23 protein-coding genes, 1 tRNA gene and 1 riboswitch are annotated in these 24974 nt (G+C 52.8%); of the genes, 18 read left to right on the top strand and 6 right to left on the bottom strand.

Going from position 1 to position 24974, the window contains the following annotated elements:
- The first annotated feature begins 16 nt into the window (after positions 1–16).
- The 9 genes from TLL_RS07160 to fni all read left to right on the top strand — a co-directional run bounded on the left by TLL_RS07160 (position 17) and on the right by fni (position 7704).
- Positions 17–616, top strand: coding sequence for a CAP domain-containing protein (locus TLL_RS07160; RefSeq protein WP_011057251.1), 600 nt, complete (start codon positions 17–19; stop codon positions 614–616).
- A gap of 217 nt (positions 617–833) precedes the next feature.
- Positions 834–1079 carry a chlororespiratory reduction protein 7 gene (locus TLL_RS07155; RefSeq protein WP_164920866.1) on the top strand — a complete coding sequence of 82 codons (246 nt, stop codon included), beginning with the start codon at positions 834–836 and terminating at the stop codon, positions 1077–1079.
- Between the two features lie 179 nt (positions 1080–1258).
- Positions 1259–1729 carry an SRPBCC family protein gene (locus TLL_RS07150; RefSeq protein WP_164920865.1) on the top strand — a complete coding sequence of 157 codons (471 nt, stop codon included), beginning with the start codon at positions 1259–1261 and terminating at the stop codon, positions 1727–1729.
- 17 nt (positions 1730–1746) lie between these two features.
- The gene (argB, locus tag TLL_RS07145) at positions 1747–2634 is read left to right on the top strand and encodes an acetylglutamate kinase (RefSeq protein ID WP_011057248.1); all 888 of its coding nucleotides are present in this window, start codon (positions 1747–1749) and stop codon (positions 2632–2634) included.
- 41 nt (positions 2635–2675) lie between these two features.
- The gene (locus tag TLL_RS07140; RefSeq protein WP_011057247.1) at positions 2676–3056 is read left to right on the top strand and encodes a hypothetical protein; all 381 of its coding nucleotides are present in this window, start codon (positions 2676–2678) and stop codon (positions 3054–3056) included.
- 119 nt (positions 3057–3175) lie between these two features.
- Positions 3176–4477 (top strand): carboxyl-terminal processing protease CtpC, encoded by a 1302-nt coding sequence (ctpC, locus tag TLL_RS07135; protein WP_011057246.1) that lies wholly within the window; start codon positions 3176–3178, stop codon positions 4475–4477.
- A 16-nt stretch (positions 4478–4493) separates the two neighbouring features.
- Positions 4494–5390 (top strand): cation diffusion facilitator family transporter, encoded by an 897-nt coding sequence (locus TLL_RS07130; protein WP_164920864.1) that lies wholly within the window; start codon positions 4494–4496, stop codon positions 5388–5390.
- Between the two features lie 57 nt (positions 5391–5447).
- Complete coding sequence (locus tag TLL_RS07125) at positions 5448–6584, top strand: geranylgeranyl reductase family protein (protein ID WP_011057244.1); 1137 nt, start codon at positions 5448–5450, stop codon at positions 6582–6584.
- A gap of 91 nt (positions 6585–6675) precedes the next feature.
- A complete protein-coding gene (gene fni, locus TLL_RS07120; RefSeq protein WP_322785176.1) occupies positions 6676–7704 on the top strand; it encodes a type 2 isopentenyl-diphosphate Delta-isomerase in 1029 nt (342 codons plus the stop codon).
- Here fni and TLL_RS07115 read toward each other — a convergent pair.
- Complete coding sequence (locus tag TLL_RS07115) at positions 7701–8411, bottom strand: DUF2232 domain-containing protein (RefSeq protein WP_011057242.1); 711 nt, start codon at positions 8409–8411, stop codon at positions 7701–7703. The two genes, fni and TLL_RS07115, sit on opposite strands and share 4 nt — an antisense overlap.
- A 138-nt stretch (positions 8412–8549) precedes the next feature.
- Here TLL_RS07115 and egtC point away from each other — a divergent pair, with 138 nt between their 5' ends.
- From egtC to TLL_RS07075, 8 genes are all read left to right on the top strand, one after another.
- The gene (gene egtC / locus TLL_RS07110) at positions 8550–9332 is read left to right on the top strand and encodes an ergothioneine biosynthesis protein EgtC (protein ID WP_011057241.1); all 783 of its coding nucleotides are present in this window, start codon (positions 8550–8552) and stop codon (positions 9330–9332) included.
- Positions 9307–10431, top strand: coding sequence for an SUMF1/EgtB/PvdO family nonheme iron enzyme (locus TLL_RS07105; protein WP_011057240.1), 1125 nt, complete (start codon positions 9307–9309; stop codon positions 10429–10431). Before egtC ends, TLL_RS07105 begins: the two co-directional genes overlap by 26 nt.
- Before the next feature lie 83 nt (positions 10432–10514).
- The gene (locus TLL_RS07100) at positions 10515–12041 is read left to right on the top strand and encodes a peptide ligase PGM1-related protein (protein WP_011057239.1); all 1527 of its coding nucleotides are present in this window, start codon (positions 10515–10517) and stop codon (positions 12039–12041) included.
- A gap of 74 nt (positions 12042–12115) precedes the next feature.
- Positions 12116–12205: riboswitch (adenosylcobalamin-variant (AdoCbl-variant) riboswitch) on the top strand.
- A gap of 45 nt (positions 12206–12250) precedes the next feature.
- Positions 12251–13273, top strand: coding sequence for a sirohydrochlorin chelatase (locus tag TLL_RS07095; protein ID WP_011057238.1), 1023 nt, complete (start codon positions 12251–12253; stop codon positions 13271–13273).
- A 127-nt stretch (positions 13274–13400) separates the two neighbouring features.
- The gene (locus tag TLL_RS07090; RefSeq protein ID WP_011057237.1) at positions 13401–15008 is read left to right on the top strand and encodes a 2-isopropylmalate synthase; all 1608 of its coding nucleotides are present in this window, start codon (positions 13401–13403) and stop codon (positions 15006–15008) included.
- 3 nt (positions 15009–15011) lie between these two features.
- Positions 15012–15506, top strand: a complete 495-nt coding sequence (locus TLL_RS07085) for a hypothetical protein (protein WP_011057236.1) — start codon at positions 15012–15014, stop codon at positions 15504–15506.
- A 66-nt stretch (positions 15507–15572) separates the two neighbouring features.
- Complete coding sequence (locus TLL_RS07080) at positions 15573–16892, top strand: ParA family protein (protein ID WP_164920863.1); 1320 nt, start codon at positions 15573–15575, stop codon at positions 16890–16892.
- A 118-nt stretch (positions 16893–17010) separates the two neighbouring features.
- Positions 17011–17673, top strand: coding sequence for a hypothetical protein (locus TLL_RS07075; protein WP_164920862.1), 663 nt, complete (start codon positions 17011–17013; stop codon positions 17671–17673).
- 230 nt (positions 17674–17903) lie between these two features.
- Here TLL_RS07075 and TLL_RS07070 read toward each other — a convergent pair.
- The 5 genes from TLL_RS07070 to clpB all read right to left on the bottom strand — a co-directional run bounded on the left by TLL_RS07070 (position 17904) and on the right by clpB (position 24168).
- Positions 17904–17977 (bottom strand) — tRNA-Pro (locus TLL_RS07070).
- A 38-nt stretch (positions 17978–18015) separates the two neighbouring features.
- Positions 18016–18900 (bottom strand): alpha/beta fold hydrolase, encoded by an 885-nt coding sequence (locus TLL_RS07065; RefSeq protein WP_011057233.1) that lies wholly within the window; start codon positions 18898–18900, stop codon positions 18016–18018.
- On the bottom strand, positions 18901–19650 hold the full coding sequence (locus TLL_RS07060) for a creatininase family protein (protein WP_011057232.1): 750 nt from the start codon (positions 19648–19650) through the stop codon (positions 18901–18903).
- A 9-nt stretch (positions 19651–19659) separates the two neighbouring features.
- Entirely contained in the window at positions 19660–20910 is a 1251-nt protein-coding gene (locus TLL_RS07055; RefSeq protein ID WP_011057231.1) for an MFS transporter, read from the bottom strand.
- Positions 20911–21552: 642 nt separating this feature from the next.
- Positions 21553–24168: an ATP-dependent chaperone ClpB gene (clpB, locus tag TLL_RS07050; RefSeq protein WP_011057229.1), complete on the bottom strand. Its 2616-nt coding sequence runs from the start codon at positions 24166–24168 to the stop codon at positions 21553–21555.
- Between the two features lie 226 nt (positions 24169–24394).
- Here clpB and TLL_RS07045 point away from each other — a divergent pair, with 226 nt between their 5' ends.
- Positions 24395–24973: a photosystem I assembly protein Ycf4 gene (locus TLL_RS07045; protein WP_011057228.1), complete on the top strand. Its 579-nt coding sequence runs from the start codon at positions 24395–24397 to the stop codon at positions 24971–24973.
- Position 24974: the final 1 nt, after the last annotated feature.

The following is a 24974-nucleotide window of genomic DNA, read 5'->3' as shown; positions in this document are numbered from 1 at the left end:
AGCAGACTTCTTAGCCATGAGTAACCGTCGGCTCAATCAAAAACGGCTGCAGGTCTTTTTGTACATCACCTTAACCCTTGGCATTGCCCTTGCAGCGGCCAAGGAGTATTTTCACCTCAGCAACGGCCAAGGGGGACAAGACTGGCAAATTGGTGCGCCCCAGGTAGATGTGATGACTGCTCAGTGGCAGCGTTCCCTTGGGGAAGTGCGAGCCTTTGCCCTACAATTGGTGAATCGCGATCGCCAGCTCAATGGACTGCCGCCCCTTGTCGCCGATGAGGTACTTAGCGAGGCAGCCCAGCGCCATGCCGAAGATATGCTCAAACGCCAATACTTTAGCCATATCAATCTCGAGGGACAATCGCCAATGGATCGCTTTATCGCCCTAGGGGGTCGCGGTGGCGTCGGTGAAAATATCATGCAACAGAAGGGCACCCTCGGATTGGTGCTCAACTATCAGCTGATTGAGCGTTGCCAAAAAGGCTGGATGGATAGTGAAGGGCACCGCCAAAATATCCTTCGGCCTGAATTTACCCGTTTTGGTTTTGGTATTGCTTTGAATTCAGCACGGAGGGAGGTTTATGCTGTACAAATGTTTGCGCTGCAACCCCAGTAAGAGGGGCAAAACTTGTTGACATACCTCCTCGTCCCAAAGGAGCGAGGATTCCTTGACGCTTCACAGAAACCTGCTACCGAGGTAGTCTTACGGCCTCTCCACGTCCATTTAAAGTCTCCCAATGTCCTATGGCGACTTCCCACATTCTAGCACAAATATCACAAAAGCCGTCCTACAAGGACGGGGCTTGTATCCCATTTCATTGGTCACAGGAGCGATGTTCACGGAAGAGATGTACGTTGTCCTTGAATCCACTACCCGCGCTGAGACCTTTCTCACGCCCATGGAGCTACAGGCCAAACTGATGGAGTACTTAACAGGAACAGAGGTTTCCCTCTCACCAGATCTGCTGGCCTTGCCCGATGTGGAAAGTCGTGCCCAGTACCTGATGACAACGGCTTGTGAACTGCAATTGGCCAATGGTGGCTACCTGCAGTGGTATGCCGTGCGTTTAGAAAAATAATTGTTACACAGGGTTACGAAACTCCTGCTCGGAAAATTCTGTTCTAATATAGGTAAGGTTCTTAGCTCAATCAAGGGTTCAGACGATTATTTATTCTTTCTTGGTGTCCAAGTCCTCAGGAATATCAGGGTAACAAGACTGTGGCCGATCGCTGTCGTCAACCAAAGAAAAAACAACCAATGACCTATAGTTGGCCATTAGCAGGCACCTATCAGGCCCTTAGCTCTGCATCGGTGGATTTGATCTGGCGCAAAGTGATGAATTTGGCCGATGTGTCATGGCATCCCTTGATTTTGCGCACGAATGTGCCCTACGGACTTGTACCCAAGCCGGGGTTTATTTTCCAAGCAATGACCCGTTGGATTCCCTGGCCGATTCAGATTTTTGTCGAACGGGTCTCACCAGGGAAACTCTTGAGTATTCGCATTTTGGTCTTACCGGGAGTAGAGGAACGGGTGACCTATCGTTTGGAATCGACAGTCTGTGGCAGTCAGATTTCCTGCTCAGTGATGTTGCGCGGCTGGCTGGCTCCCCTGATTTGGTCGCTGATTCGCGACTATGCGGCAGTGTTGGCCGCCCGTTTGGCGATTGCCGCTGAGAAGGATTCCCCCTCTGCCAAGCCCCCCATTGGTCCCTGTTTAGATTTTTAGAATGATGAGAGAATTTTATGCTCAGCGATAGCGATCGCGTTCGTGTTCTCAGTGAAGCCCTTCCTTACCTCCAAGCCTTTGCCGGGCGCACCTTTGTTGTCAAATACGGCGGCGCCGCTATGAAGGAAGAGCAGCTCAAAGATTCCGTGATTCGCGATATTGTTTTTCTCTCCTATGTGGGGATTCGCCCTGTGGTGGTTCATGGGGGTGGCCCAGAGATCAATACTTGGCTCGCCAAGCTCAACATTGAACCGCAATTCAAAAATGGGCTGCGCGTCACCGATGCCGCGACGATGGATGTGGTGGAGATGGTCTTGGTGGGCCGTGTCAACAAAGAAATTGTCACCCTGATCAATCAGGCGGGCGGGCAAGCGGTGGGGCTGTGTGGCAAAGATGGCAACCTGATTCGTGCCCGTGCCAAAGGGGAAGAGAGCATTGGCTTTGTGGGGGAAGTGCAGGGGGTGGATACCCGTGTGATTACAGCGCTGGTGGAAAAAGGGTATATTCCTGTCATCTCCAGTGTGGCTGCCGATGATACTGGGCAAGCCTACAATATTAATGCCGATACGGTTGCTGGCGAGATTGCAGCGGCCTTGGGGGCTGAAAAGCTGATTTTACTGACGGACACCGCCGGTATTTTACGGGATTATCGTGACCCCAGTACCCTTATTTATCGCCTTGACATTGCTGAAGCACGGCAACTGATTAAAGATGGGGTTGTCTCGGGGGGGATGATTCCTAAAGTCACCTGTTGCGTGCGATCGCTCGCCCAAGGCGTGAAAGCAGCCCACATTATTGATGGCCGAGTGCCCCACGCCCTGCTGCTGGAAATTTTTACCGATTCAGGGATTGGCTCGATGCTAGTGGGCTCGAATGCAGCCTATGATAGCGCCTTCAGTGGTTGAAACTTTTTGCATGAAAAAGGGCGTCCTAAGGTATACCGAGGATGTTTGAGGCTAAGCGTCTATTACTGATGAAAGTATTGTCTTTAAAAGTATTGTCTTTAATTTTAATGAGTAGCGGCTTGGCTCCTAGCCTGACACTGCTAGCACGCGCTATTCCCCAACCCTACCCCCAAGTGGCTGTGGATAGTTTTATGGATGCCTGCATTGAGCGTGGCCGGCGATCGGCGCCCATTGTACCTCGCGCAGTGATGAGTAATATTTGTCGGTGCTCCATCAACTATATTCAGGAGCGGTTGGACTACGCCGATTTTCAAGCCCTTGATCCCAATGGTGGTCAACCCCAGTCCCGTCGCCAGCAGCGGGCACAACGTGTCTTAGATGACAGTGTGAACCATTGTGTGCGGCGGCAATTTGGCGGCTAGGCACTTTTTGACAGGAAGTAACGTCCTTCCAATTCAGCGAGCGATCGCCCACAGCCAAGGACAGGCTTTGTGCTAGATTGGGCGTAGGCTCAAGGGTTGAAAATTTAGGACGAAATCATATGGGAATCACACACCGCACGCTCGTTGTCAGTACAACAGTGGTCATGACGGCATTGGTTGCTGTCACGGGTGCGGGTCTTCACTGGTCCCGCAGCCTAGCGGGTTTTCGCCAAAGTCCGAAGGAACTGGTGGATGAAGTGTGGCAGGTCATTGACCGTGAATACGTTGATGCCACCTTTAATGGCAATGATTGGCGTGCGGTGCGGCGAGAATTTCTCTCCCGCAACTATACCAAGCCCGAAGAGGCCTACAAAGCGGCGCGGGAAATGCTAGAAAAGCTCAATGATCCCTATACCCGCTTTATGGATCCCGAGCAATTTCGATCCATGCAAATTGAAACCTCTGGTGAACTCACGGGGGTAGGTATCACGATTACACAGGACGAAAAGACAAAAGAGATCACGGTTGTTTCTCCCATTGAAGGGAGCCCAGCCGCCGAGATGGGCTTAATGGCTAAGGATGTGATCCTAAAAATTGACGGCAAATCCACCAAGGGCATGGATCTCAACCAAGCAGTCAGCATGATCCGTGGCCCGGTGAATACAAAAGTGCGCCTGACGATCCGGCGGGGCAATCAAATCTTGAACTATGAGATTACTCGTGCCCGTATTGAAATTCATCCTGTGCGCTACAGCCTGCGCCAAACTCCCCAAGGACCGGTGGGCTATATTCGCCTTGTCACTTTTAGCTCCAATGCAGCAGGGGAAATGCGGGCAGCCATTCGTGAGTTAGAGAAGCAAGGGGTTGAAGGCTATGTTCTAGATTTACGCTCGAATCCGGGTGGCCTCCTCTTTGCCAGTGCTGAAATTGCCCGCATGTTTCTAAAGCAGGGGGATATTGTCTCTACGGTCAATCGCCAAGGGGAAGCAGAACGGCTGCGAGCAGGTCGCGGTTTTCTGACCGATAAACCCCTTGTGGTGCTGATTGATGGCGGTTCCGCCAGTGCCAGTGAGATTCTAGCCGGTGCCTTGCAGGACAATAACCGAGCGATCTTGGTGGGTACAAAGAGCTTTGGCAAAGGCTTAGTCCAATCCGTACAACCGGTGGGAGAGGGGGCAGGGATTGCGGTGACGATCGCAAAATACTTTACCCCCAGTGGTCGCGATATTAATAAGAAGGGCATTGAACCCGATGTTGAAGTCACGCTCACGGAGCAGCAGCGGGAGCAACTGACTCGCGATGACATTGCTACCGATCGCGATCCCCAATTTATGCGGGCGCTAGCGGTTCTCAATGAACGCATCCTAGCCCAGCGACGGAATCCTCAATCCGCGCGACCGACCCAGGGCCCTAATCCCTAAAGTTCAGTGATGCTCTATGGCTGTGGCCGACTACCGCCAGCAAGCCCAGCGGGTATTGTTCTTAGCGCTGGGGGTAAATGTGGCCCTAACGGCAATTAAAGCAATTGTCGGTGTTCTCAGTCAGTCCCTGAGTTTACAAGCCGATGCCCTCCATAGTCTGACCGATGCCGGTAGCAGCATCTTGGGCTTAGTAGCTATGCAGTGGGCTAACCCCTACCCCGATCGCGAGCACCCCTACGGTCACCAAAAGTTTGAAGCCCTTGGTGCATTGGGCATTGCCGCCTTTTTGGGCATGGTCTGCTTTGAGATTTTACAAAGTGCCGTTGAACGCCTTTTACATCAAACCCATGCTGTAACAATTACAGGGGCAGAACTCTGGATTCTAATCTTGGTTCTCGGCCTCAATATTGGCCTTACCCTCTATGAGCACCATATGGGGCACAGGCTTAAAAATTCTGTTCTAATTGCCGACGCCAAGCATACCCTCAGCGATGTTTGGACAACCATCATTGTCCTTTTAGGGCTGATTGGAGTGTGGAGTTTCAACTGGGCTTGGTTGGATGTGGTGCTGGCATTTCCCGTGGCTGCTCTTGTCTTTTGGAGTGCCTGGGAAGTCCTCAAAAGTAACATTCCTTGGCTGGTGGATGCGGTGGCGATCGCCCCAGAAGCCATTCATGAACTGGTGATGAGCGTGCCCGGTGTCGTTAATTGCCACGACATTAGCTCACGGGGGATGGTGGGGCGGCAAGTATTTATCGAGATGCACTTAATCGTGGAGGCAGAAGATATTCCCACGGCCCATGACATTACTGAGCAAGTTGAAGCCCTGCTACAGGAGCGCTACGGGCCTGCTCGCATCGTCATCCACGTTGAACCCCCGGGCTACCAATCCAGTCAGATCAGCGTTTCCTAAGAACTTTTTCGATTAAAATCGGCTTGAAACCAGGATCACTAGAGGAAGCTATCGCAGGTGTACGATTGCATTGTTGTTGGTTCAGGGCCGGCAGGGGGTGCGGCTGCCTATCACTTGGCAAAGCGGGGGCGGCGGGTTTTGGTGCTGGAAAAGGAGGCGCTGCCGCGCTATAAGCCCTGTGGGGGTGGTGTGTCACCCCAAGTGCAATCCTGGTTTGACTTTGACTTTAGTCCGGCCATCTCTTTGAAGGTGACGCAAATGGTCTGTACGTGGCAGGGGGAAGAGGCTCAACTTCTGGAGTTTCCCCCAGAGCAGCCAATGTGGATGGTGCGTCGCGATGTTTTTGACTACTTCTTAATTCAACAGGCCCAGCGACAGGGAGCAGAGTTGCGCCCTCAAACCCCCGTAACGGGTCTGACATGGGGGGGCGATCGCTGGCAGGTACACACCCCCTCAGGGGATTTTACAGCCCAGTACCTGATTGGCTGTGACGGTGCCAAAGGTTCGATGGCCAAGTGGCTGGGATTTAAGGATCGTCAGCAGCGGGTGGGGGCAGCGATCGAGATTGAAGCAGCGATGCCTGATCATTCCCTCACTGCCGCGCATTTTGACTTTGGTCGCCTCCACAATGGCTACATTTGGAACTTTCCCAAACGTGATGGCTACTCCATTGGGGTGGGCACAGTGGCCTTGGGGCGCAAGCAAAACCTGCGGGCGATCGGGGCAGAGTATGCCAAAACTTTTGGAGTTGATTTCAATCAAGTCAAGGTCTATGGCCACCCTCTCTACTGTTGGCAGCAGCACCAACGCCTGCATACCCAAAATGCCCTTCTGGCTGGCGAAGCTGCCTGTGTTGTTGATCCGTTTACTGCCGAGGGCATTCGCCCCTCCCTGTTGACCGGGATGTTGGCTGCCCAGGCCATTGATCGCGCCCTCAGTGGCGATCCAGAAGCCCTGACCAATTACTCACAGCAAGTACAGCAGGAATGGGGTGCCGATATGATCTGGGCAAAGCGGCTCTCCACCCTTTTTTATCGCATGCCCCGCACTGCCTATGAACTCGCCGTCAAGCGTTTAAGTGCTCGACAGCGGATGGGGCAAATTTTCTGTGGCCAATTACGCTACCGCGATGTGGCAGCCAATGGCCTAAAATTGTTGGCATCGGGCTTCAGGCTGCCTGGGGTTCGGCGCTAAGGTTGGTCATGTCGGTGAGTCGCTGCTCAAAAAGCATTGGAGACCTTGACCCCTATAATGTTTGGTGCAGTCCAACTTAGGAACATTACTGGTGAACAGTCCCATTGAGCAGCGCAAGGCGGAGCACCTCAAGCTTTGTCTTCAAGGTGATGTCAATCATCAAGAAATCACCACGGGTTTCGAGAAGTATCGCTTTCGCCATTGTGCTTTGCCCGAACTGGACTTTGCCGAGATTGATCTAAGGGTTGAGTTTCTTGGCTGGCGGCTGGCAGCGCCCCTGCTGATTTCCTCCATGACCGGTGGCACACCCCAAGCAGGAGAAATTAACCGCCGTTTAGCACGGGTGGCGCAGCAAAAGGGAATTGTCATGGGTGTGGGCTCCCAACGGGTGCTGCTGGAGCATCCAGAGGTGGCAACCACGTTTGCCATTCGCAGGGAGGCCCCCACCATTCCTCTGTTGGCTAATCTTGGCGCGGTGCAGTTGAACTATGGCTGTGGCGTTAGTGAATGCCAAAAAATTGTTGACCTCTTAGAGGCAAATGCCCTGATTTTGCACTTGAATCCGCTGCAAGAGGCCGTGCAAACGGGGGGCGATCGCAACTTCAAGGGACTCTTGACGAAAATTGGTGTACTTTGCCGCGCCCTACCGGTACCTGTAATTGTCAAGGAAGTGGGCAATGGTATCAGTGCCGAGGTAGCCAAACAATTGGTGGATGTGGGTGTGGCAGCCATTGATGTAGCGGGGGCAGGGGGCACCTCTTGGGCAAAAGTGGAAGCAGCCCGTGCCCAAGATGCCAGTCAACGATACCTCGGAGACGCCTTTGCCGAATGGGGGATTCCTACGGCTCACTGCCTTGAGCAAGTTCATACTGCCCTACCAGATACGCCCCTCATTGCCTCCGGCGGTCTTAAAGATGGGATTGATGTGGCCAAAGCCCTGGCCCTTGGGGCAGGTCTTGCCGGCTTGGCTCGACCTTTTTTGCAGGCTGCCCATCAATCAGAGGAAGCCCTGGCTCAACGCATTGACTTGCTCCTTGAGGAATTGAAAACCGTGCTATTTTGTACCGGCAGTGCCACTCCCCAAGCTCTCTATCAGCGCCGCTGTCTCGAAAGGATCTAGCGAGGCTCTTCAAGGATGGTGCGCAGCCACGGCGGCGGATCCGGAATTGGATTGCCCAATCGCTCCAACAGTGTCCATGCTAAAATATGCACGACTAAGGCATAAACCGTGGACTGGAAAAAGACGAGCAGTAGTGCCACGACTTGGATTAAGGTCACCGTTGGCTCCAGCAGCAAATTTAGATTGACCAGTACCCAATCAATAAAATTTGTGACCTGTTGATTGAAGTAAATCCAGAGGTTTTCCCCCAGGAGAATAGACACAAGACTAATCTGAAAGAAAAATCCTGCGGTGCCAATCACTGCCCCACTGAGGATGGAGCGTCCCCAGCTCTCTTTTTTTGCCCAGCAGCCGCCAAAAATGACCCCCATAATGCCGTGGGGCAAGAGAAATTGCAGACTGCGGGGTGGCCCCATCAAAACGGAAAGGAGCAACGCACTCACAATGGCGGCCATCCAAGCGGCGCGGCGGTTCCAGCGTAAGTAAACCAAGGCAATGGGAATCGGAAAAAACAGGCGCAGGACTGGGCCAACGGGTAAATAAAAGTTAACCACCCAGAGCAGGGCAGCGGTACTGGCCAGGAAGGCCGTTTCCGTAATGACGAGGGTGCGCTGAATTTGCGATCGCCCCCAGCTTTGGCTCTCCTCGGGGGGCACAAGGGCTTCAACGTCAGGAAAATCATCCTCTAGGGAATCGGTCGGGTTCATTGATGGCAGATAACCTTTTTTCTCTACACTTTAGCAAGCTTTACTGCTAGCCCTCAAACTGGATATCGCTCCCCGAAAAATCCTTTGCTGAAAGTTAGAATCGTGGGTAGGGTATTTTTATCCAATTTGCATGTTCCGATGTGTCGTCTTTACGCCTATATGGGGCGCAAAACGTCCCTTGCCCATGCCCTAGTGGACGCTCCCCATTCCCTGTTGGTGCAAAGTTATCAACCCCGCGAAATGACGGCGGGACTCTTGAATGCGGATGGCTTTGGGGTGGGCTGGTATGCTGCCCGCCAAGATGTGCTTCCCTTTCTGTATCGGCAAACGATCCCCATGTGGCAGGATATCAACTTTACTGAGCATTTAAGCCGCTACATTGAATCTGCCTGTTTTTTGGCCAATGTCCGCAGTGCCACACCAGGGCAAGCGGTGCAGATGACGAATACCCAACCCTTTCGCTGGGGACGCTGGCTGGGGATGCACAATGGCTTTATCGACAACTTTCGCCAAACCCTCTACCGCCCGATGCGCGATCGCCTGTCGGATATTTGTTACAACATTGTTGAAGGTTCGACGGATTCTGAACATCTCTTTGCCCTCTTTTGCAATGAACTGGTGTTAAATCCACAATTGTCACCGGTAATGGTGCTGCGGCAAACACTGCAAATCGTTTTTTCCCTAGCGCAGGCAGCGCGGACCAGGGTCAGTGTGGCTATGATTCTCACCGATGGTCTGTATATTCTCGCCACCCGCTGTTCCCGGGGCACGCCACCCCCCACCCTCTACTGGAGTCAGGATGCCGAAAAAATTCAACTCACCTCGGAACCCATAGATTCTGAAACAGAGTGGTATCCTTTACCGGAAAATAAATTGCTGTTGATGAGTTTGCAGAGTGAACCAGAAATTTACGCCTTCTGAGACTTCAACCTCCTGGAAGCCCTTTGACCGCGAAGCCCTGTGGCAAGCCTTTCAGCAGCAGCGGCAATTTACGCTTCAACTCGTTGCCCCCTTGAGCGAGGTCATTCTTTGTGCTCAGCCCCATCCCCTCTATAGTCCTGTGGGGTGGCATTTGGGACACATTGGTTATACTGAGGCCTTTTGGCTATTACCTGAGGATGCCGCTTTTAGGGAGCGCGATCGCTATTGGTATGCCGCCGATGGCCGGCCTAAGGTGGAGCGACAGCACTTGCCACCACGGCACCAATTACTGGAGTACCTTGCAGAGATTCGCCAACGCACGGGCGATCGCCTCCACGGCCTGAGCGACAGGCAATGGCAACAGGAAGCCCGTCTCTGGTGGTGGATTTTGCAGCATGAAGCCCAGCACAGTGAAACAATGCAAATGGTCCTGGCGATGCAGGGGATCTTCACCACATTACCCCCTAGCCTATCGCTGCCCCAGGACCACCAACGGATTCCCGCTGGCAGGTATGCCATTGGCAGTGAAGACCTTTTGGCGCTGGATAACGAACAGCCCAGCCAGTGTGTCGACACACTCCCCTTTAGGATTGATGCAGCACCGGTGACGTGGCGGGAATTTCTTGCCTTTGTTGAAGCGGGCGGTTATCAGCGGCGGGAATGGTGGTCCAGCAGCGGCTGGGAATGGCGAGAAGCCGAGGAAATTACCTCACCGTTTTACCCCATCCCTGAGAACTTGGATCTCCCCATGTGGGGACTCAGTTTCTACGAAGCAGAAGCCTACGGCCATTCCCAAGGCAAACGGTTACCCAGTGAACGGGAATGGGAAATTGCTGCCCAGCAGGGACTCTTGAATAGGGGCTACGTTTGGGAGTGGACCCAAAGTCCCTTTGCCCCCTATCCGGGCTTCCAGAGCTATCCCTACCGTGGTTATTCTGCCCCCTACTTTGATGGTGAGCATTTTGTCCTCAAGGGGGGTAGCCACTGGACGCGCCCCCTTCTCAAGCGGCCCTCATTTCGCAATTGGTATAGCCGCAGCACCCGTGAGGTGTTTGCCGGAGCACGCTATGTTCACCAAGAAAATTTGATTTCTCAGTAAAGAAAGTTTGAACAGGCGGGTCAAATGATCCGGGAGATACCCCCAACTTTCTACACTAGAAAACATAGGCTGGGAAGGTAAAGATGGCGATCGCCGACGAGTTCCGCCAACTGCAAACGCGGCTCTTGGAGTGCTGGGAGGGGACAGAAACCTTTATTCCGGAACTGCCCAGAGGCCCCGGCGGCATTGAGCGCGATATTCTGGTAGTCCCTTCCCTAAGTTTTCCCCAACCGGAGTTAGGCAAGATCACAGGCTACACCCATTATGAGGAGCGGCAGCTTTATACGCTGATCCAGTTGCGCAATCCGCGTACCCGCATGATCTATGTCACATCACAGCCCCTGCATCCCAGTATTGTCGATTACTACTTAGACTTACTGCCGGGGGTGCCCAGTTGCCATGCCCGCGATCGCCTGCTCTTGCTGGCCACCTACGATCGCTCCGATAAACCTCTCACCGCAAAAATTTTAGAGCGACCTCGCCTCTTGGAGCGTATTCGTCAAGCCCTGCGTCCCAACCAAGCCTACATGGTGTGTTTTAACTCCACCCCTTTGGAGCGGGAACTGGCGGTACGCTTAGGCGTTCCCCTCTACTCTACGGATCCTGATCTTCTTTACTGGGGAACCAAGGCTGGCAGCCGAGAACTGTTTGCAGCAGCGGGAATCCGCCACCCGATTGGCAGTGGCTTTTTGCAGGGGGTGCCAGAACTGGTGCGGGCGATCGCTCATCTACAGGAAAAATGCCCTGAATTGCAACAGCTGGTGGTGAAACTCAATGAAGCCTTTTCTGGAGAAGGGAATGCGCTTCTCGACCTCCGGCCACTGCGTCCCTTGGGCAGCCCCCATACCCCCGATCATCTCCAGCGGATTGAAAATAGCCTAGAGGACATGGTCTTTCAAGCTCCCAATGAAACTTGGGCCTCCTATCGGCAGCGGTTTACCGATCTGGGGGGAATTGTCGAAGCCTTTGTTGAAGGGACAGTCAAGCGATCGCCCAGTGTCCAAGGGTGTATTACCCCCAAAGGCAGTGTTGAAATTGTTTCGACCCATGAACAGTTACTCAACGCCCCCACAGGTCAAATTTTTATTGGCTGTGAATTTCCCGCCCATGCCGACTATCGCCAGCAACTGCAAGAACTGGGGCAAAAAGTAGGGACATACTTGGCACAGCAGGGAGTGATCGGCTGTTTTAGTGTGGACGTTGTTGCAACCCAGACAACAGAAGGGTGGGAGCTTTACGCCATTGAAATTAATCTGCGCAAGGGCGGTACCACGCACCCCTTTATGACCCTAAAATTCCTCACCGATGGCCACTATGAGCTAGCATCTGGACGCTTTTACAGCAAGCACCGCCGGCCGAAGTATTACATTGCCTCCGATAACCTTTGCCAGCCCCACTATCGCGGCCTCCTGCCCAATGATCTCCTGGATATGATTGCTCGCTACCATCTCCACTTTGACTCCAGTACCGAAACGGGCACCGTCTTTCACCTCATGGGGGCCCTTTCGGAGTTTGGTAAGCTCGGACTCGTCAGTATTGGGAACACCCCCGAAGAAGCCCAAGCCATCTACAACCAGACGATTGGCGTTCTCGATGCGGCGGCGCTATAAGTACCTCATGTGCCCACCCCCAGCATAGACAGGGGTCTGAGAATCTCGTTAGAATTGGCGACGTTCACTGTGAGAAGCAGCCTGTAGGGAAAATCCAGTGCAAGTCTGGTGCTGTGCCGCAGCTGTGATGGGAATCTTCCCTCAGCCAGAATGCCTACTTGCTGTGGTTCACTCTATTTGCCTGCGTCGCACGGGCATGGAGCTTCAACGTGGTGGTTACCCTCAACGATTCAATTCTCAATCCCCTTGGTTTTAGTCTCGATTTACCCCCTCTTCCCCAGCCGCGACCCCTCTTACTGGTGGGTCATGGTACGCGCGATCCGGAAGGTCGCCAAGCATTTTTAGACTTTGCCCAAGCCTATTATCAACTGGATGCCTGTCGGCCTATTTTTCCCTGTTTTCTGGAGTTAACCGAACCCTCAATTTTTGAGGTTCTCAGCCAATGTGCTGCCGCAGGCTACAGGGAGTTGTCCGTGCTGCCGGTGTTGCTCTTTGCCGCTCGCCACAATAAGTTTGATGTCACAAATGAGTTGGATCGAGCACGGCGGGCTTTTCCGCAATTGCGCTATCACTATGGTCGCCACTATGGCATTGCCCCAGAAATTTTAACCCTCTGGCGATCGCGCCTCGAACAATTGGATGCACCGGAATTTAATCCCCAGGGCATCGGCCGGGAAGACACCGTACTTCTAGTGGTCGGTCGAGGCTCCAGTGATCCAGATGCCAATGGCGATGTCTTTAAGCTGGCCCGCATGCTCTGGGAGGGCAGTGGCTACAAAACGGTTGAGGTGTGCTTCATTGGCATTACCCATCCGCGCTTACCAGTAGGCTTTACACGCGCTAACTTTTACCAACCCCGCCGCATCATTGTCTTGCCCCATTTCATGTTTACCGGGGCACTCGTCAAGAAAATCTATCGGCTCACGGCGGCAGCGCAGGCGGCCTATCCCGATGTTGAATTTGTGAACTTGCCGGAAATTGGCTTGCATCCGCAGCTGTTTTATCTAACGCGGCAGCGGGAAATTGAAACCCATACGGGACAGGTGGCCATGAACTGTGAAACCTGCAAATTCCGCTTGGTGGCAGGCCATGGTCATCATCACCACCATCCCCATGATCATGAGCACCACTCCCACAGCCATGATCACGGGGCTCACCACCATCCCCATGGATCAAGCGTGGATTTAGATCACTTACCCAGTTATCACCAACGCATTTGGCAGGTGCCGTGACCGACTCCCGCCATCCATCCAATAAGACCCACAGCTTCCCGCCGAAAAAGCTAATGATTGCTCGCCAGCGAAAATGTTAGAGTTAAAATAATTGATACTCTTTCTCAAGCTTGGATGGGGCTTGTCTATGCGCATTAAATATCCTCCCCAGACCGTTGATCGGGTGTTAATTTTCGATACCACATTGCGGGACGGTGAGCAGTCTCCAGGTGCCTCACTGAATGTGGATGAAAAACTGACGATCGCCCGTCAACTGGCTCGACTGGGGGTGGATATTATTGAGGCGGGTTTTCCCTTTGCCAGCCCCGGCGATTTTGAAGCCGTACAGCGGATTGCCGAAACTGTCGGCACCGAAACCGGGCCTGTCATTTGTGGTTTGGCTCGTGCCACCCGCCAAGATATTGAAGCCGCTGCCAAAGCCCTCAAACCCGCCTACTATCCTCGCATTCACACGTTTATTGCCACCTCCGATATTCACCTAGAGTACAAGCTCAGGAAAACCCGCGCTGAAGTACTGGAAATTGCCCAAGAAATGGTGGCCTATGCCAAGTCTTTTGTGGATGATGTCGAGTTTTCCCCAGAGGATGCTGGGCGATCAGATCCTGAGTTTCTCTATGAAGTCCTAGAGCGGGTCATTGACGCCGGTGCAACGACGGTCAACATTCCTGACACTGTGGGGTACACCACCCCCGCCGAATTTGGTGCCCTGATCAAAGGCATTAAGGAAAATGTGCCCAATATCGATCGCGCCGTCATCTCGGTTCATGGTCACAATGACTTGGGTTTGGCAGTTGCTAACTTCCTGGAAGCGGTGAAAAATGGCGCCCGGCAACTGGAGTGTACGATTAATGGCATTGGTGAGCGTGCGGGAAATGCCGCCCTTGAGGAATTGGTGATGGCACTCTATGTGCGGCGGCAGTACTTCAATCCCTTCCTAGGTCGCCCACCCGAATCAGAGGCACCCCTAACAAATATCAACACCCGTGAAATTTATAAAACCTCCCGCTTGGTCTCAAATCTAACGGGGATGCTGATTCAACCCAACAAGGCGATCGTGGGTGCCAATGCCTTTGCCCATCAATCGGGGATTCACCAAGATGGCGTCCTCAAGCACAAGCAAACCTATGAAATCATGGATGCCCAACTCATTGGCCTTGCCGATAACCAAATTGTCTTGGGCAAGCTCTCTGGCCGTAATGCCTTTGCCACTCGCCTGCGGGAATTGGGCTTTGAACTCAGTGAAACGGAACTCAATAAGGCCTTTTTGCGCTTTAAGGATCTCGCCGACAAGAAAAAAGAAATCACTGACTGGGATCTGGAGGCGATCGCCAAGGATGAAACCCAAGGGATTGATCTACAGGGCTATCAACTGGAATTTGTCCAAGTTTCCTGTGGTGATCATGCCCGCCCAACCGCAACGGTTACCGTACGTACCCCCAGTGGGGAAGAGTTGACCGATGCCGCCATCGGCACTGGCCCTGTGGACGCAGTCTATCGCGCCATTAACCGTGTGGTGCAAATTCCCAATCGCCTCATTGAATACTCAGTACAATCGGTTACCGCCGGCATTGATGCTATCGGTGAGGTGACGATTCGGCTACAGCACCAGGATCGCATCTACTCTGGCCATGCCGCCAACACGGATATTATTGTCGCCTCTGCCCAAGCCTATATGAATGCCCTGAACCGCCTCTACCGCGGTCTTGAACAACGGGCGCTACATCCCCAAGCGTAGCTTATGCCAGAGTCCACCACTGCTAAGCCCTTGGAAGCCAATGGCGTCTATTTATGCCCCGTCTGCCGTCACGGGCAAATTGCGCCGATGGTACTGATGGATACCTATGCCTGTAACTTTTGCCGCCATATTCTCAGCTTGGATTTTGTCCATCAAACAGCACGGATCGAAGACAGCGCCATGGTATTTCGCTGGCAGTGGACGGGTACCAACTGGCGATCGCTCAACACTCCCCCCCTTCGCCTCACCTATACGGCGATTATCCTGGCAATTTTATTGGTAACCTTGCCTCCCGCCTTAATTTGGTTGGGCTATCAACTGTTTCCCCCCCTGAGTAGCGACCCACGTGCCTATTGGTTTCCCCTCTTTTGGGTGGCTCTGACCTTTTTTGCCCACACACTCATTGTTCTGCGCGTCTTTGCTGGGCTGTTGCCCACACCTTTTTGGTGGCCCAGCGTTCCCTTTAATTTTAGCCACTGGTACTTACTCAGAAGGTAAGGGCAAGGACACTGAGGGATGCCTAGGGGTAACGAAGCCGAGATTGAACAGAAGATCATCCTACCTTTGTTAAAGGTATGGGGCTATGCCTCTTCAGACTATTGGAGCAAGCCAAAGCTAGGGAATGGCTATCCCGATTTTCTAATTTGCTTGCCGCTGGCGGGCGATCGCTCCTTCAACTACCTTGTGATTGAGGTGAAATCCTCAAATGAGTCAAGGCTCAGGGGTCAGCAGCAACTGCGGGGATACATGAGAGCAGCTCAGGCGGTTTTTGGCCTCCTCATCAATGGTAAAGATTACCAACTCTTTTATCAAAATCCCCTAAAAAAGCCCCTGTGCCAACTCAAGTGTGCCGCCGGCCAGTTGGATCGAAAAAGCATTCAAACACTGACCAAGGTATTGCACCGCAATGCCGCTGAAATGCTCGTGAGCCGCTTAACCCAAGGGCAACTCAAGATTTATCATCACCTTGAAAAAGTACTGCAAAAAAATTATGCTTTTCCCTTAACACATCCGCAGCGGACTTCCATGATTATTACTGTCTTTAATCATAAAGGGGGAGTGGGAAAAACAACCCTTACCCTGAACCTAGGTGCTGCCTTTGCTGCTACGGGCAAGCGTGTGCTACTCATTGATATTGATCCGCAGTCGAATCTGACCATTGGTTTAGGCATTGATCCCTTGAAGGATATTGAGGATCAAGGCAGGAAAGACATCGCTCACCTCCTCCTAGAACCAAAGGTCACCCTCGAAGAAGTCGTCTATCAAAAGCGTTGGGACAATCTCTGCTTAGACGTTGTTCCCTCCCACATTCGCCTCGCAGACCAAGAAGCGGACCTGATCAGGACAATAGATATCGATCGCGTCCTGCAAAGAAAGCTAAAAAACCACCCCTACGATGTCATTCTAATTGATCCACCCCCCGCCTTCGGTAAAGTCAACGCCATTGCTTTGATGGCTTCCCATGGCGTTCTGGTTCCGATACAATTCGCCCCTTACCCCATACGGGCGATTGAGTATGTCTTGGCGCGCCTAGAAGCCTTCAGGCCTGTCATGGATAACCCGCCGCGGCTTCTGGGTATTGCCGTTAATATGTACGATCAGAGGAACTCCGCTGTCAATGCGCAGATGCAACAGAGGCTCCAGGGTATCCTTGAGAAGGTCGCTCGCGAGTATGCTGTCGTTTGTCATCTCTTGCCTGAGAACACGTGGATTCCTAAGCGTGCTGCTATAGAAAGAGCAACAGATCTACAGCAGCCCATATTTAGTAGAAATCTTTATAGGGAATTGCCAAGAGCAGATCAAGAATCAATTGATGAGCTAGCCACAACATTTGAAAATTTAGCGCGCCATCTTTCCACTGAGACCTTCGCACAGCATGAGTAAATCCAACAGACTCTCAAGGTACCTTGGTCTATCCGATGTGCATCAGGGTCAGGTGCACATTGATCTCCTGAAAGTTCCCGATGACTATCCCCAAGAGCTACTGTATGTTTCACCAACCTTGATCCGTGAAGATCTAGAAAAGTACCAAACCAACCTGATTCCCCTAATTATTCGCTCAGTCACCACGCCGGCAAGAGATGTAGAGTACGAAGTTGTCTTTGGCAAGGAAGTTGTCGACTTTGCTCGGGAATTGGGGATTAAGCAGTTGTGGGCCACCAGAGTTGAACTGGCGGATGACCAAGAAGTCTCAGATTTCCAAGAGCGGATCAAAAGGCTGATGCAAATCCATGCCCAAGGGCATCCCTCTCAACAGGAAGGGTCCTACTTACAGTCACCTTTGTCAGTCTCAGGATTCACAAACATCCTCGATCGCCATCTGCAACCGCTCAAAAAACAGATAGAAAGCATCCATCAAGAAATGGCGAAGCAATCTCAGCAGGTGATGCATCTCTCAGCACAGGTTAAAACCCTTAGCAACATCCTAGGGTCCTCCCCAACCGGATCACAAAACCGGCGCACTATTCGCATCAACAGCTATAGAGATGCGGAGAGTCTTAAGAAGCGTGTTCCGGGATTGACCATTGACGAGGCTCAGGTTGTTATTGGGCGCCTCGAAAGGTATAGAAAGCACCAAGGGGGTAGAAAATTTTGTTCCGTTGATGAGTTGAAAGAAATCGCCCCCTCAGGCCACTGGGATTCTCTCAGCATCTGCTTTAATTAAGCGGGTTGCCCTCAAGACTCTCCTCTAAAGTGGGAGCGATGACGATTTGCTGATTATTGCTGCTTATCCATGACAACCCCCTGCGCCCAAGTGGCGAGACGGTCTTGATCAGCTGCGGGGTCAACGGGTTCACCCTAGAGGAGCGATCGCTCGATAGGAATAATACAGTGCACCGTCAAAGTGCAGAAACAGAGCGATCGCCCTAACCAAGTTTTCAGTTACTTTCAAGATCGGAGCGGCGGGATTTGAACCCACGACCCCCACTACCCCAAAGTGGTGCGCTACCAAGCTGCGCTACGCCCCGTCAAGCTTCACTAGTATACCATGAGTTCAGCGCACATCCTAGGTGCTGACGGAAATTTTGCCCAACCATTTCAGAATGTGGGCATTCACCTGCTCAGGTGCTTCATCTTGGGGGCAATGGCCAATCTCTGGTAAGGCAACAAACTCCCGCACACAGGGAAACTCAGCTAACTTTTGACCTTCATCCATCGGTTCCCAAGGATCGGCAGCGCCCCAAAGGAAATAGGTGGGGCAGGTGATCTGCGGTAGCAGGTCTTCGGGTAAGGGGCCCTGGGAATAACGAACAAAGGCTAGGAAGACATCGGCAGCCCCAGCGTCTTGGGCAGGGGTGAGTAATATCTCCACTAGTTCATCGGTGACCGCAGCAGCGTTGGCATAGGCTTGGTGGAGAATGCGGCGCACAACACGGGGTTGAGCAATTTGGCGGAAAAAGTAGGTGCCAAGGGTGCGATTGGCTAAAAGTCGCTGGAGTAGGCGGGTTCCCCAGCGGCGGTACCAAGGGAGTTGCTGTTGTTTGCGATCGTGAAGCTGCCGCAGAGAGCAGTTGAGCAGGATCAATTGACTGACCCACGCTGGCTGGAAAACAGCTGCCTGTAAAGCGACCACGCAGCCAATAGAGTTACCAATAAAAACGGTAGGCTGGCCAATCACCTCACGGCAAAAGGCCAAAACCAAGGTTGCCCACGTCTCAAAGGTGTAGGGAATCGCGGAGGGAGCGGGTTTAGCGGAGCCCCCAAAGCCCAACAAATCAATGGCGTAGACTCGATGGTCAGCGGCAAGGGCAGGAATATTTTTGCGCCAATGCAAACTAGAGGCACCAAAGCCGTGAATCAGAAGCAGGGGGGGACCTTGGCTACCTTGATGGCGATAGAGAATTGGGTATCCTTGCCACTGCCATGTTTGCGATGGGAGAGAGACAGTCATTTAGTCGGCCTGAAGAAATTGACGGTAGCGATCGCTCAACTCCTGAACAGCCCGCTGATAAAATTGCTGTCCATGCTCAGGGGTGGCCAAACTGGAATCTGATCCCATCCGACCATCCGGATAGCGGCGGCGAAAATCTGCCGCACTGTAGATAGCATGACTGCTATTGACTTCGGGATTGAGGGGAACCCGCTTAATAGCCTCTGGATAGAGAAATTGGGTCACGGCAACTTCACTGGGGGTGGCATGGGAACCCTCGCGATCGCCATACAATTCTCGCGCCAGCTGCACCACGGAAGGACACATAAACCAGTTGGCCAATTCACAGCGCACTTGATCGGCCTCTGGAATTTGTAAATCTGTCAAGATGGCATAGGTTTCAGCAAAGGCTGCCTTTAGTGTAGCAATATTGCCACCATGACCATTGATGAAAAAGAAGCGTTGAAAGCCTGCGCGTACCAAACTCACTAAATAGTCGCGAATCACCAGCATCAAGGTACTAGGGCGCAAACTAATGGTGCCGGGGAAAGCCGTATGGTGTAGAGCCATGCCCACGGAAATGGTGGGGCCAACAAGAGCTTGGGTGATTTCTCCGACCCCTTTGGCGATCGCCTCAGCACAGAGGGCATCAGTACCCATTAGCCCCATAGGGCCGTGCTGCTCCGTAGAGCCTATGGGAATAATCATCCCCTTGGAAGTGTTGAGATAGGCTTCCACCTCTGGCCAAGTGCTCAAATGTAGTAGGGGCATCCCTCTCTCCTAAATCGCATCCTCAAGAACCACTCGTGTATTCTGCCACGCCCAAATCCCAGCGATCGCCACGATAGCCGCCAGCCCCACCATGACCACCGTGAGGCCAAGGAAGTCGGAAAGAATGCCGGCGATCGCCAAGGGCACACTGAGGGCGATATTGACAATGTTATTTTGGAAGCCAAAGACCTTACCCCGCATCGTCGCAGGCGTCCGAATCTGGATCAGTGTCTGCATGGGAATACCAATTAAAGAGGCTCCCATTCCCAGCAAAATACTCAAGGCCAGACCCACCCACAGATGATGCACAAAGGCAAAGACCAGCAAGACGGCTGCCATCACCAGAAAGCCAATCAAGGGCAGGGGCCGATGATGTAATTTCTCCCCCCATTGACCCAAAACCCCCGCCCCTAAAATCAACCCCAACCCTGCGGCAGCCAAGAGAAAGCCAAACTGGTTGGGCCGCAAGCCAATTTCTTGGGCGATACTGACTGCCAACACTGTCAAGGCGGCAAAGACACAATAGAGGATGGTTAACTGGAGCATCGCATTGCCCAAGAGGCGATTTTTGCGCACGTAGTCAAACCCCTCCCGCAAGTCCTGCCAAACATTCAGGGGGCGATCGCGCTCATCAACTGCTTCTCGGTAGCGAATCGAGGCTAAAACCAACCCCGCCATGACATACAGCGTACCGACAACAACTTCACGGGCATAGACACCGCCAATGGACACAGCACCACTGAGCAATGGCTCGCCAATGGCAAATCCCACCACCAGTGACCCCATCATTGTTGTGATAAAGAGGGCATTTGCCGAGAGGAGATTTTCCTCCTTCACCAGCAGGGGAATTGCCGCCTGTTCTGCTGGGGCAAAGAATTGCGTCAGGATGGACTCAGAAAAGGCAATCAGGAGTAGCAGTGTAAACCGCTTTGGAATCAAGATCAGGGCAAAGACCAGTAGCCCCCGCAAAATATTGGTAATGCTCATTAGCTCCCGCTTTGGGTAGCGATCCACAAAGGTGCCCGCCGTTGAACCAAAGAAAACTGCTGGTAGCGTATTGGCAATCATGACGGCTGAGGCCTTAGAGCCCGGCAGCTCATAGCTGGCATCGTAGGAAACCGCCAGTGTAATTAGGAGGACCAGAAAAATTTTGTCCGCCACTTGGGAGATAATTTGACCGCCCCATAACTTGAGGAAATTCCTGTTCCGCATCAGAGCAGCAAACCCTTCTGGACGGGGCTGGGGACCAGAACTTACCATTGCTGTTGCTCACCGACTATGAACACAAGTTTCCTCATCACCAAAGATTGGGGCGGGCAGCCTGAATCCAATATACCGTCACAGCCTAGGATCTACGCTCTTTTTCTCCCTCCTTGTTGGCCTTCTAACACCCACAAGGGGAGTCACACGCCATGGGATAGGTGCCATCCTTGCTGGTATGGATAACCCCCAGACTGTCTAGCAGCCGGTTTCTTTGATCTGGCAGTGCTCTGACGATTGGGAGTGGCAACTATAACTATTTCGAAAGGGAGCGACCAGACTACTCCAGTCTTTCAGGTGAGTCGCGCCCCCATCCATTGCTGGCTAAAGCAAGATAACTGAGCGCCCACGGTGGTCCCCCGTCGTCCTTGGACACTGGATTGGAAAGACGTTGCTGCCCATTCCCATGCTCCTTTAATCAGTGCACCGAAGCGAGCCCGGATCTATGCAGGGTCAAAGGGTTTTATTGATGAGGCGATTCCTGTGCCGCCTAATCTCTCGTTATTGGCATAGCTATGCTGAACACCGGCGGCATCGGCTAGGCCGGCGAAGGAACTGGACAGTACCACCCATCAAAAGAGGATCAACAGAGGACTGAAGGGATAGCCCCACTCAGTCCTCCCGTCTGAGCTTCAGTTGCGCCTAGACGGTGGCGAGTTCCACTTGGCGCCGGAAGCTGAGGCGTTCGTCCTCGCCCACATCCACCAGAATCGTATCGCCATCGAAGAAGTCGCCCCGCAGGATGGCTTTGGCAATGGGGGTTTCCAGTTGTTTCTGGATGGCCCGTTTCAGCGGACGGGCACCATAGACAGGGTCGTAACCCACTTCGGCCAAGAAGTCGATCGCCTTCTCAGTGAGGGACAAGGTAATGTGGCGATCGCTCAGGCGTTGCTGCAACCGCTGCACCTGCAATTGAACAATTTGCCGCAATTGATCCTTGCGCAGGCTGTGGAAGATGATAAATTCATCCACGCGGTTAAGGAATTCGGGTCGGAAGTGGGCCCGCATCGCCTCCATAACGCGGTTGTACATTTCTGAGTAGCGACTGTCATCGCCGGCCACATCGAGAATGTACTGGGAACCAATATTGCTGGTCATGATGATGATCGTGTTCTTAAAGTCCACGGTGCGCCCTTGGGAATCAGTGACGCGGCCATCATCAAGAATTTGCAGGAACACGTTGAAGACATCAGGATGGGCTTTTTCGATCTCGTCGAAGAGAACGACGGCATAGGGACGGCGGCGAATCGCTTCCGTGAGTTGACCGCCTTCGTCATAGCCCACATAACCAGGGGGTGCCCCAATCAACCGAGACACGGCATGTTTTTCCATGTACTCGGACATATCAATGCGCACCAGCGCCTCTTCAGTATCAAACATAAAGGCGGCCAAGGCTTTAGCCAATTCCGTTTTACCGACCCCCGTTGGCCCCAGGAAGATGAAGCTGGCAATGGGACGATTGGGATCCGCTAGCCCAGCACGGGAGCGCTGAATGGCCTCGGCGACGGCGGAGACCGCCTCATCCTGACCAACCACCCGTTTGTGCAGCTCTTCTTCAAGGTGCAGCAGTTTTTGGGCTTCCGACTCCACCAGTTTGCTCACGGGGATGCCGGTCCATTTGGAGATGATTTCAGCAATGTCGGCCTCGGTCACCTCATCCCGCAATAGGGAGCGACCCCCCACTTGAATCTCCCGCAGTTTGGCTTCGGCTTCCGCCAGTTTTTTGTGGAGTTCTGTGAGTTTACCGTATTTGAGTTCGGCGGCACGGTTAAGGTCGTAGTTGCGTTCCGCTTGTTGGATCTCGATGTTGACTTTTTCGATCTCCTCTTTGATGGATTGGAGACGGTCAATCACTTCTTTTTCCGCTTGCCACTGGGCATTGAGGCGGCTTTGCTCCTCCTTGAGGTCGGCTAGCTCTCTTTCGAGTTTCTCAAGGCGATCGCGGGAAGCCGCCGAGGTTTCTTTTTGCAGCGAGAGCCGCTCCATCTCCAATTGCAGGATTTTGCGGTCAATTTCATCGAGTTCCTCAGGTTTCGAGGTGATTTCCATTTTTAATTTGGCCGCCGCTTCATCCACCAAGTCAATGGCTTTGTCGGGTAAGAAGCGATCGCTAATGTAGCGGGCCGAGAGTGTCGCTGCTGCCACCAAGGCCGTATCGGAAATTTTGACACCATGGTGGATCTCATAGCGTTCCTTGAGGCCCCGCAAAATGGAGATGGTGTCCTCCACACTGGGTTGATCCACATAGACCTGCTGGAAGCGCCGTTCAAGGGCCGCATCCTTCTCAATGTATTTGCGGTACTCATCTAGGGTGGTGGCGCCAATGCAGCGCAGTTCCCCCCGTGCCAGCATGGGTTTGAGGAGATTGCCGGCATCCATCGCTCCTTGGGTTGCCCCTGCGCCAACAACGGTGTGAATCTCATCAATAAAGAGAATGATTTGACCGTTGGAATCTGTGACTTCCTTAAGAACAGCTTTCAGGCGCTCTTCAAATTCACCACGATACTTGGCACCGGCAATTAAGGCGCCCATGTCCAGGGCAATCAACTGGCGATCGCGCAGGGAATCGGGCACATCCCTGGCCACAATCCGCTGTGCCAGGCCTTCAGCAATCGCGGTTTTCCCCACCCCCGGCTCCCCAATCAGTACTGGGTTATTTTTGGTGCGGCGGGAGAGAATCTGAATCACGCGGCGGATTTCATCATCGCGGCCAATCACCGGATCCAGTTTCCCCTGGCGAGCCAAGAGTGTCAGATCACGGCCATATTTTTCCAGTGCCGCGTATTTACCCTCTGGGTTTTGATCCGTCACTTTTTGGGAGCCACGAATTTGCTGAATTGCTTCCCGCAGCACTTTTTCGCTAAGGCCAATGTCCTGAAAGAGTTTCTTGCCAAAGCGATCGTCTTGGGCAAAGGCCAACACCAAGTGCTCAATTGAGATAAACTCATCGCCAAACTGTTTGCGGGCCTCTTCGGCGCGATCGAGAAGTTTGTCGAGGCTCTGTCCAAGGTAAACGCCGCTGGGATGACTGATTTTGGGCTGACGGCTAATAAACTCGTCGGTCAGATCCCGAATTCGCTGCACCGAACAGCCAGCCTTTTGGAAAATTTGTGTCGCCAGTCCCTCTTGCTCTAGCAGCGATTTCATCAGGTGTTCACTTTCCAGATTCTGATGCTGTGCCTGCTTGGCCAGATCCGGCGTGCGGGCGATCGCTGCCCATGCTTTTTCGGTAAATTGATTTGGATTAGATGGTTGCATAGCTGACCCTTTGACCCCTGTTTATAGTTTCTAACTATTTGTATTGTATGGATTGCAAGAAAAACCCTTTTTCGGACTTCCCTACTCCACAGGTAGAATTAGCCACCCAGGAGTAGTTCTAGCCTAGCTTTTATGTAGAGCATTGTGGAGCACAGGGATGCTTCCTTTGGGAATACCCCCAATTTCTCTTAATATGTAAGGTGCTTTAACTTTGGCAACGCGAGCTATGACGAATTCTCCTATCACTGAGCCATCCCCCCGTCAAGAGTCGGTTCTGCGCTATCCGGTGCTGGGATCCCGTCGCCCTAGTAACTACTTTTGGGCAACGGCGGTCTCCATTGGGGGCCTCGGTTTCTTTCTCGCTGGCCTCTCTAGCTACTTGCACCGCAACCTCTTGCCCATCGGCAACCCAATTGATTTGGTCTTTATTCCCCAAGGGATTGCCATTGGCTTTTATGGCGTGGCGGCGCTCCTGTTGGCAACCTATTTGTGGCTAGCGATCGCCTGGGATGTGGGCGGTGGCTTTAATGAGTTCAACAAAGAAACGGGCTTTGTGCGCATTTTTCGCTGGGGCTTCCCCGGTAAAAACCGCCAAATTGAGGTCAGCTGCCCCATTAGCGATGTCCAAGCTGTGAAAATTGTCATTAAAGAGGGACTCAACCCAAAGCGGTCTCTCTACCTGAAGATTAAAGGCCGGGGTGAAGTCCCCTTGACTCGTGTGGGGGCGCCGCTACCCTTGGCCGAATTGGAAACCCAGGGAGCAACGATCGCCAGCTTTTTGGGGGTTCCCGTTGAAGGATTGTAAT

The sequence above is a fragment of the Thermosynechococcus vestitus BP-1 genome (genome assembly GCF_000011345.1).
Lineage (GTDB): Bacteria > Cyanobacteriota > Cyanobacteriia > Thermosynechococcales > Thermosynechococcaceae > Thermosynechococcus > Thermosynechococcus vestitus.
This window is presented reverse-complemented; position numbering and strand designations above follow the sequence as displayed.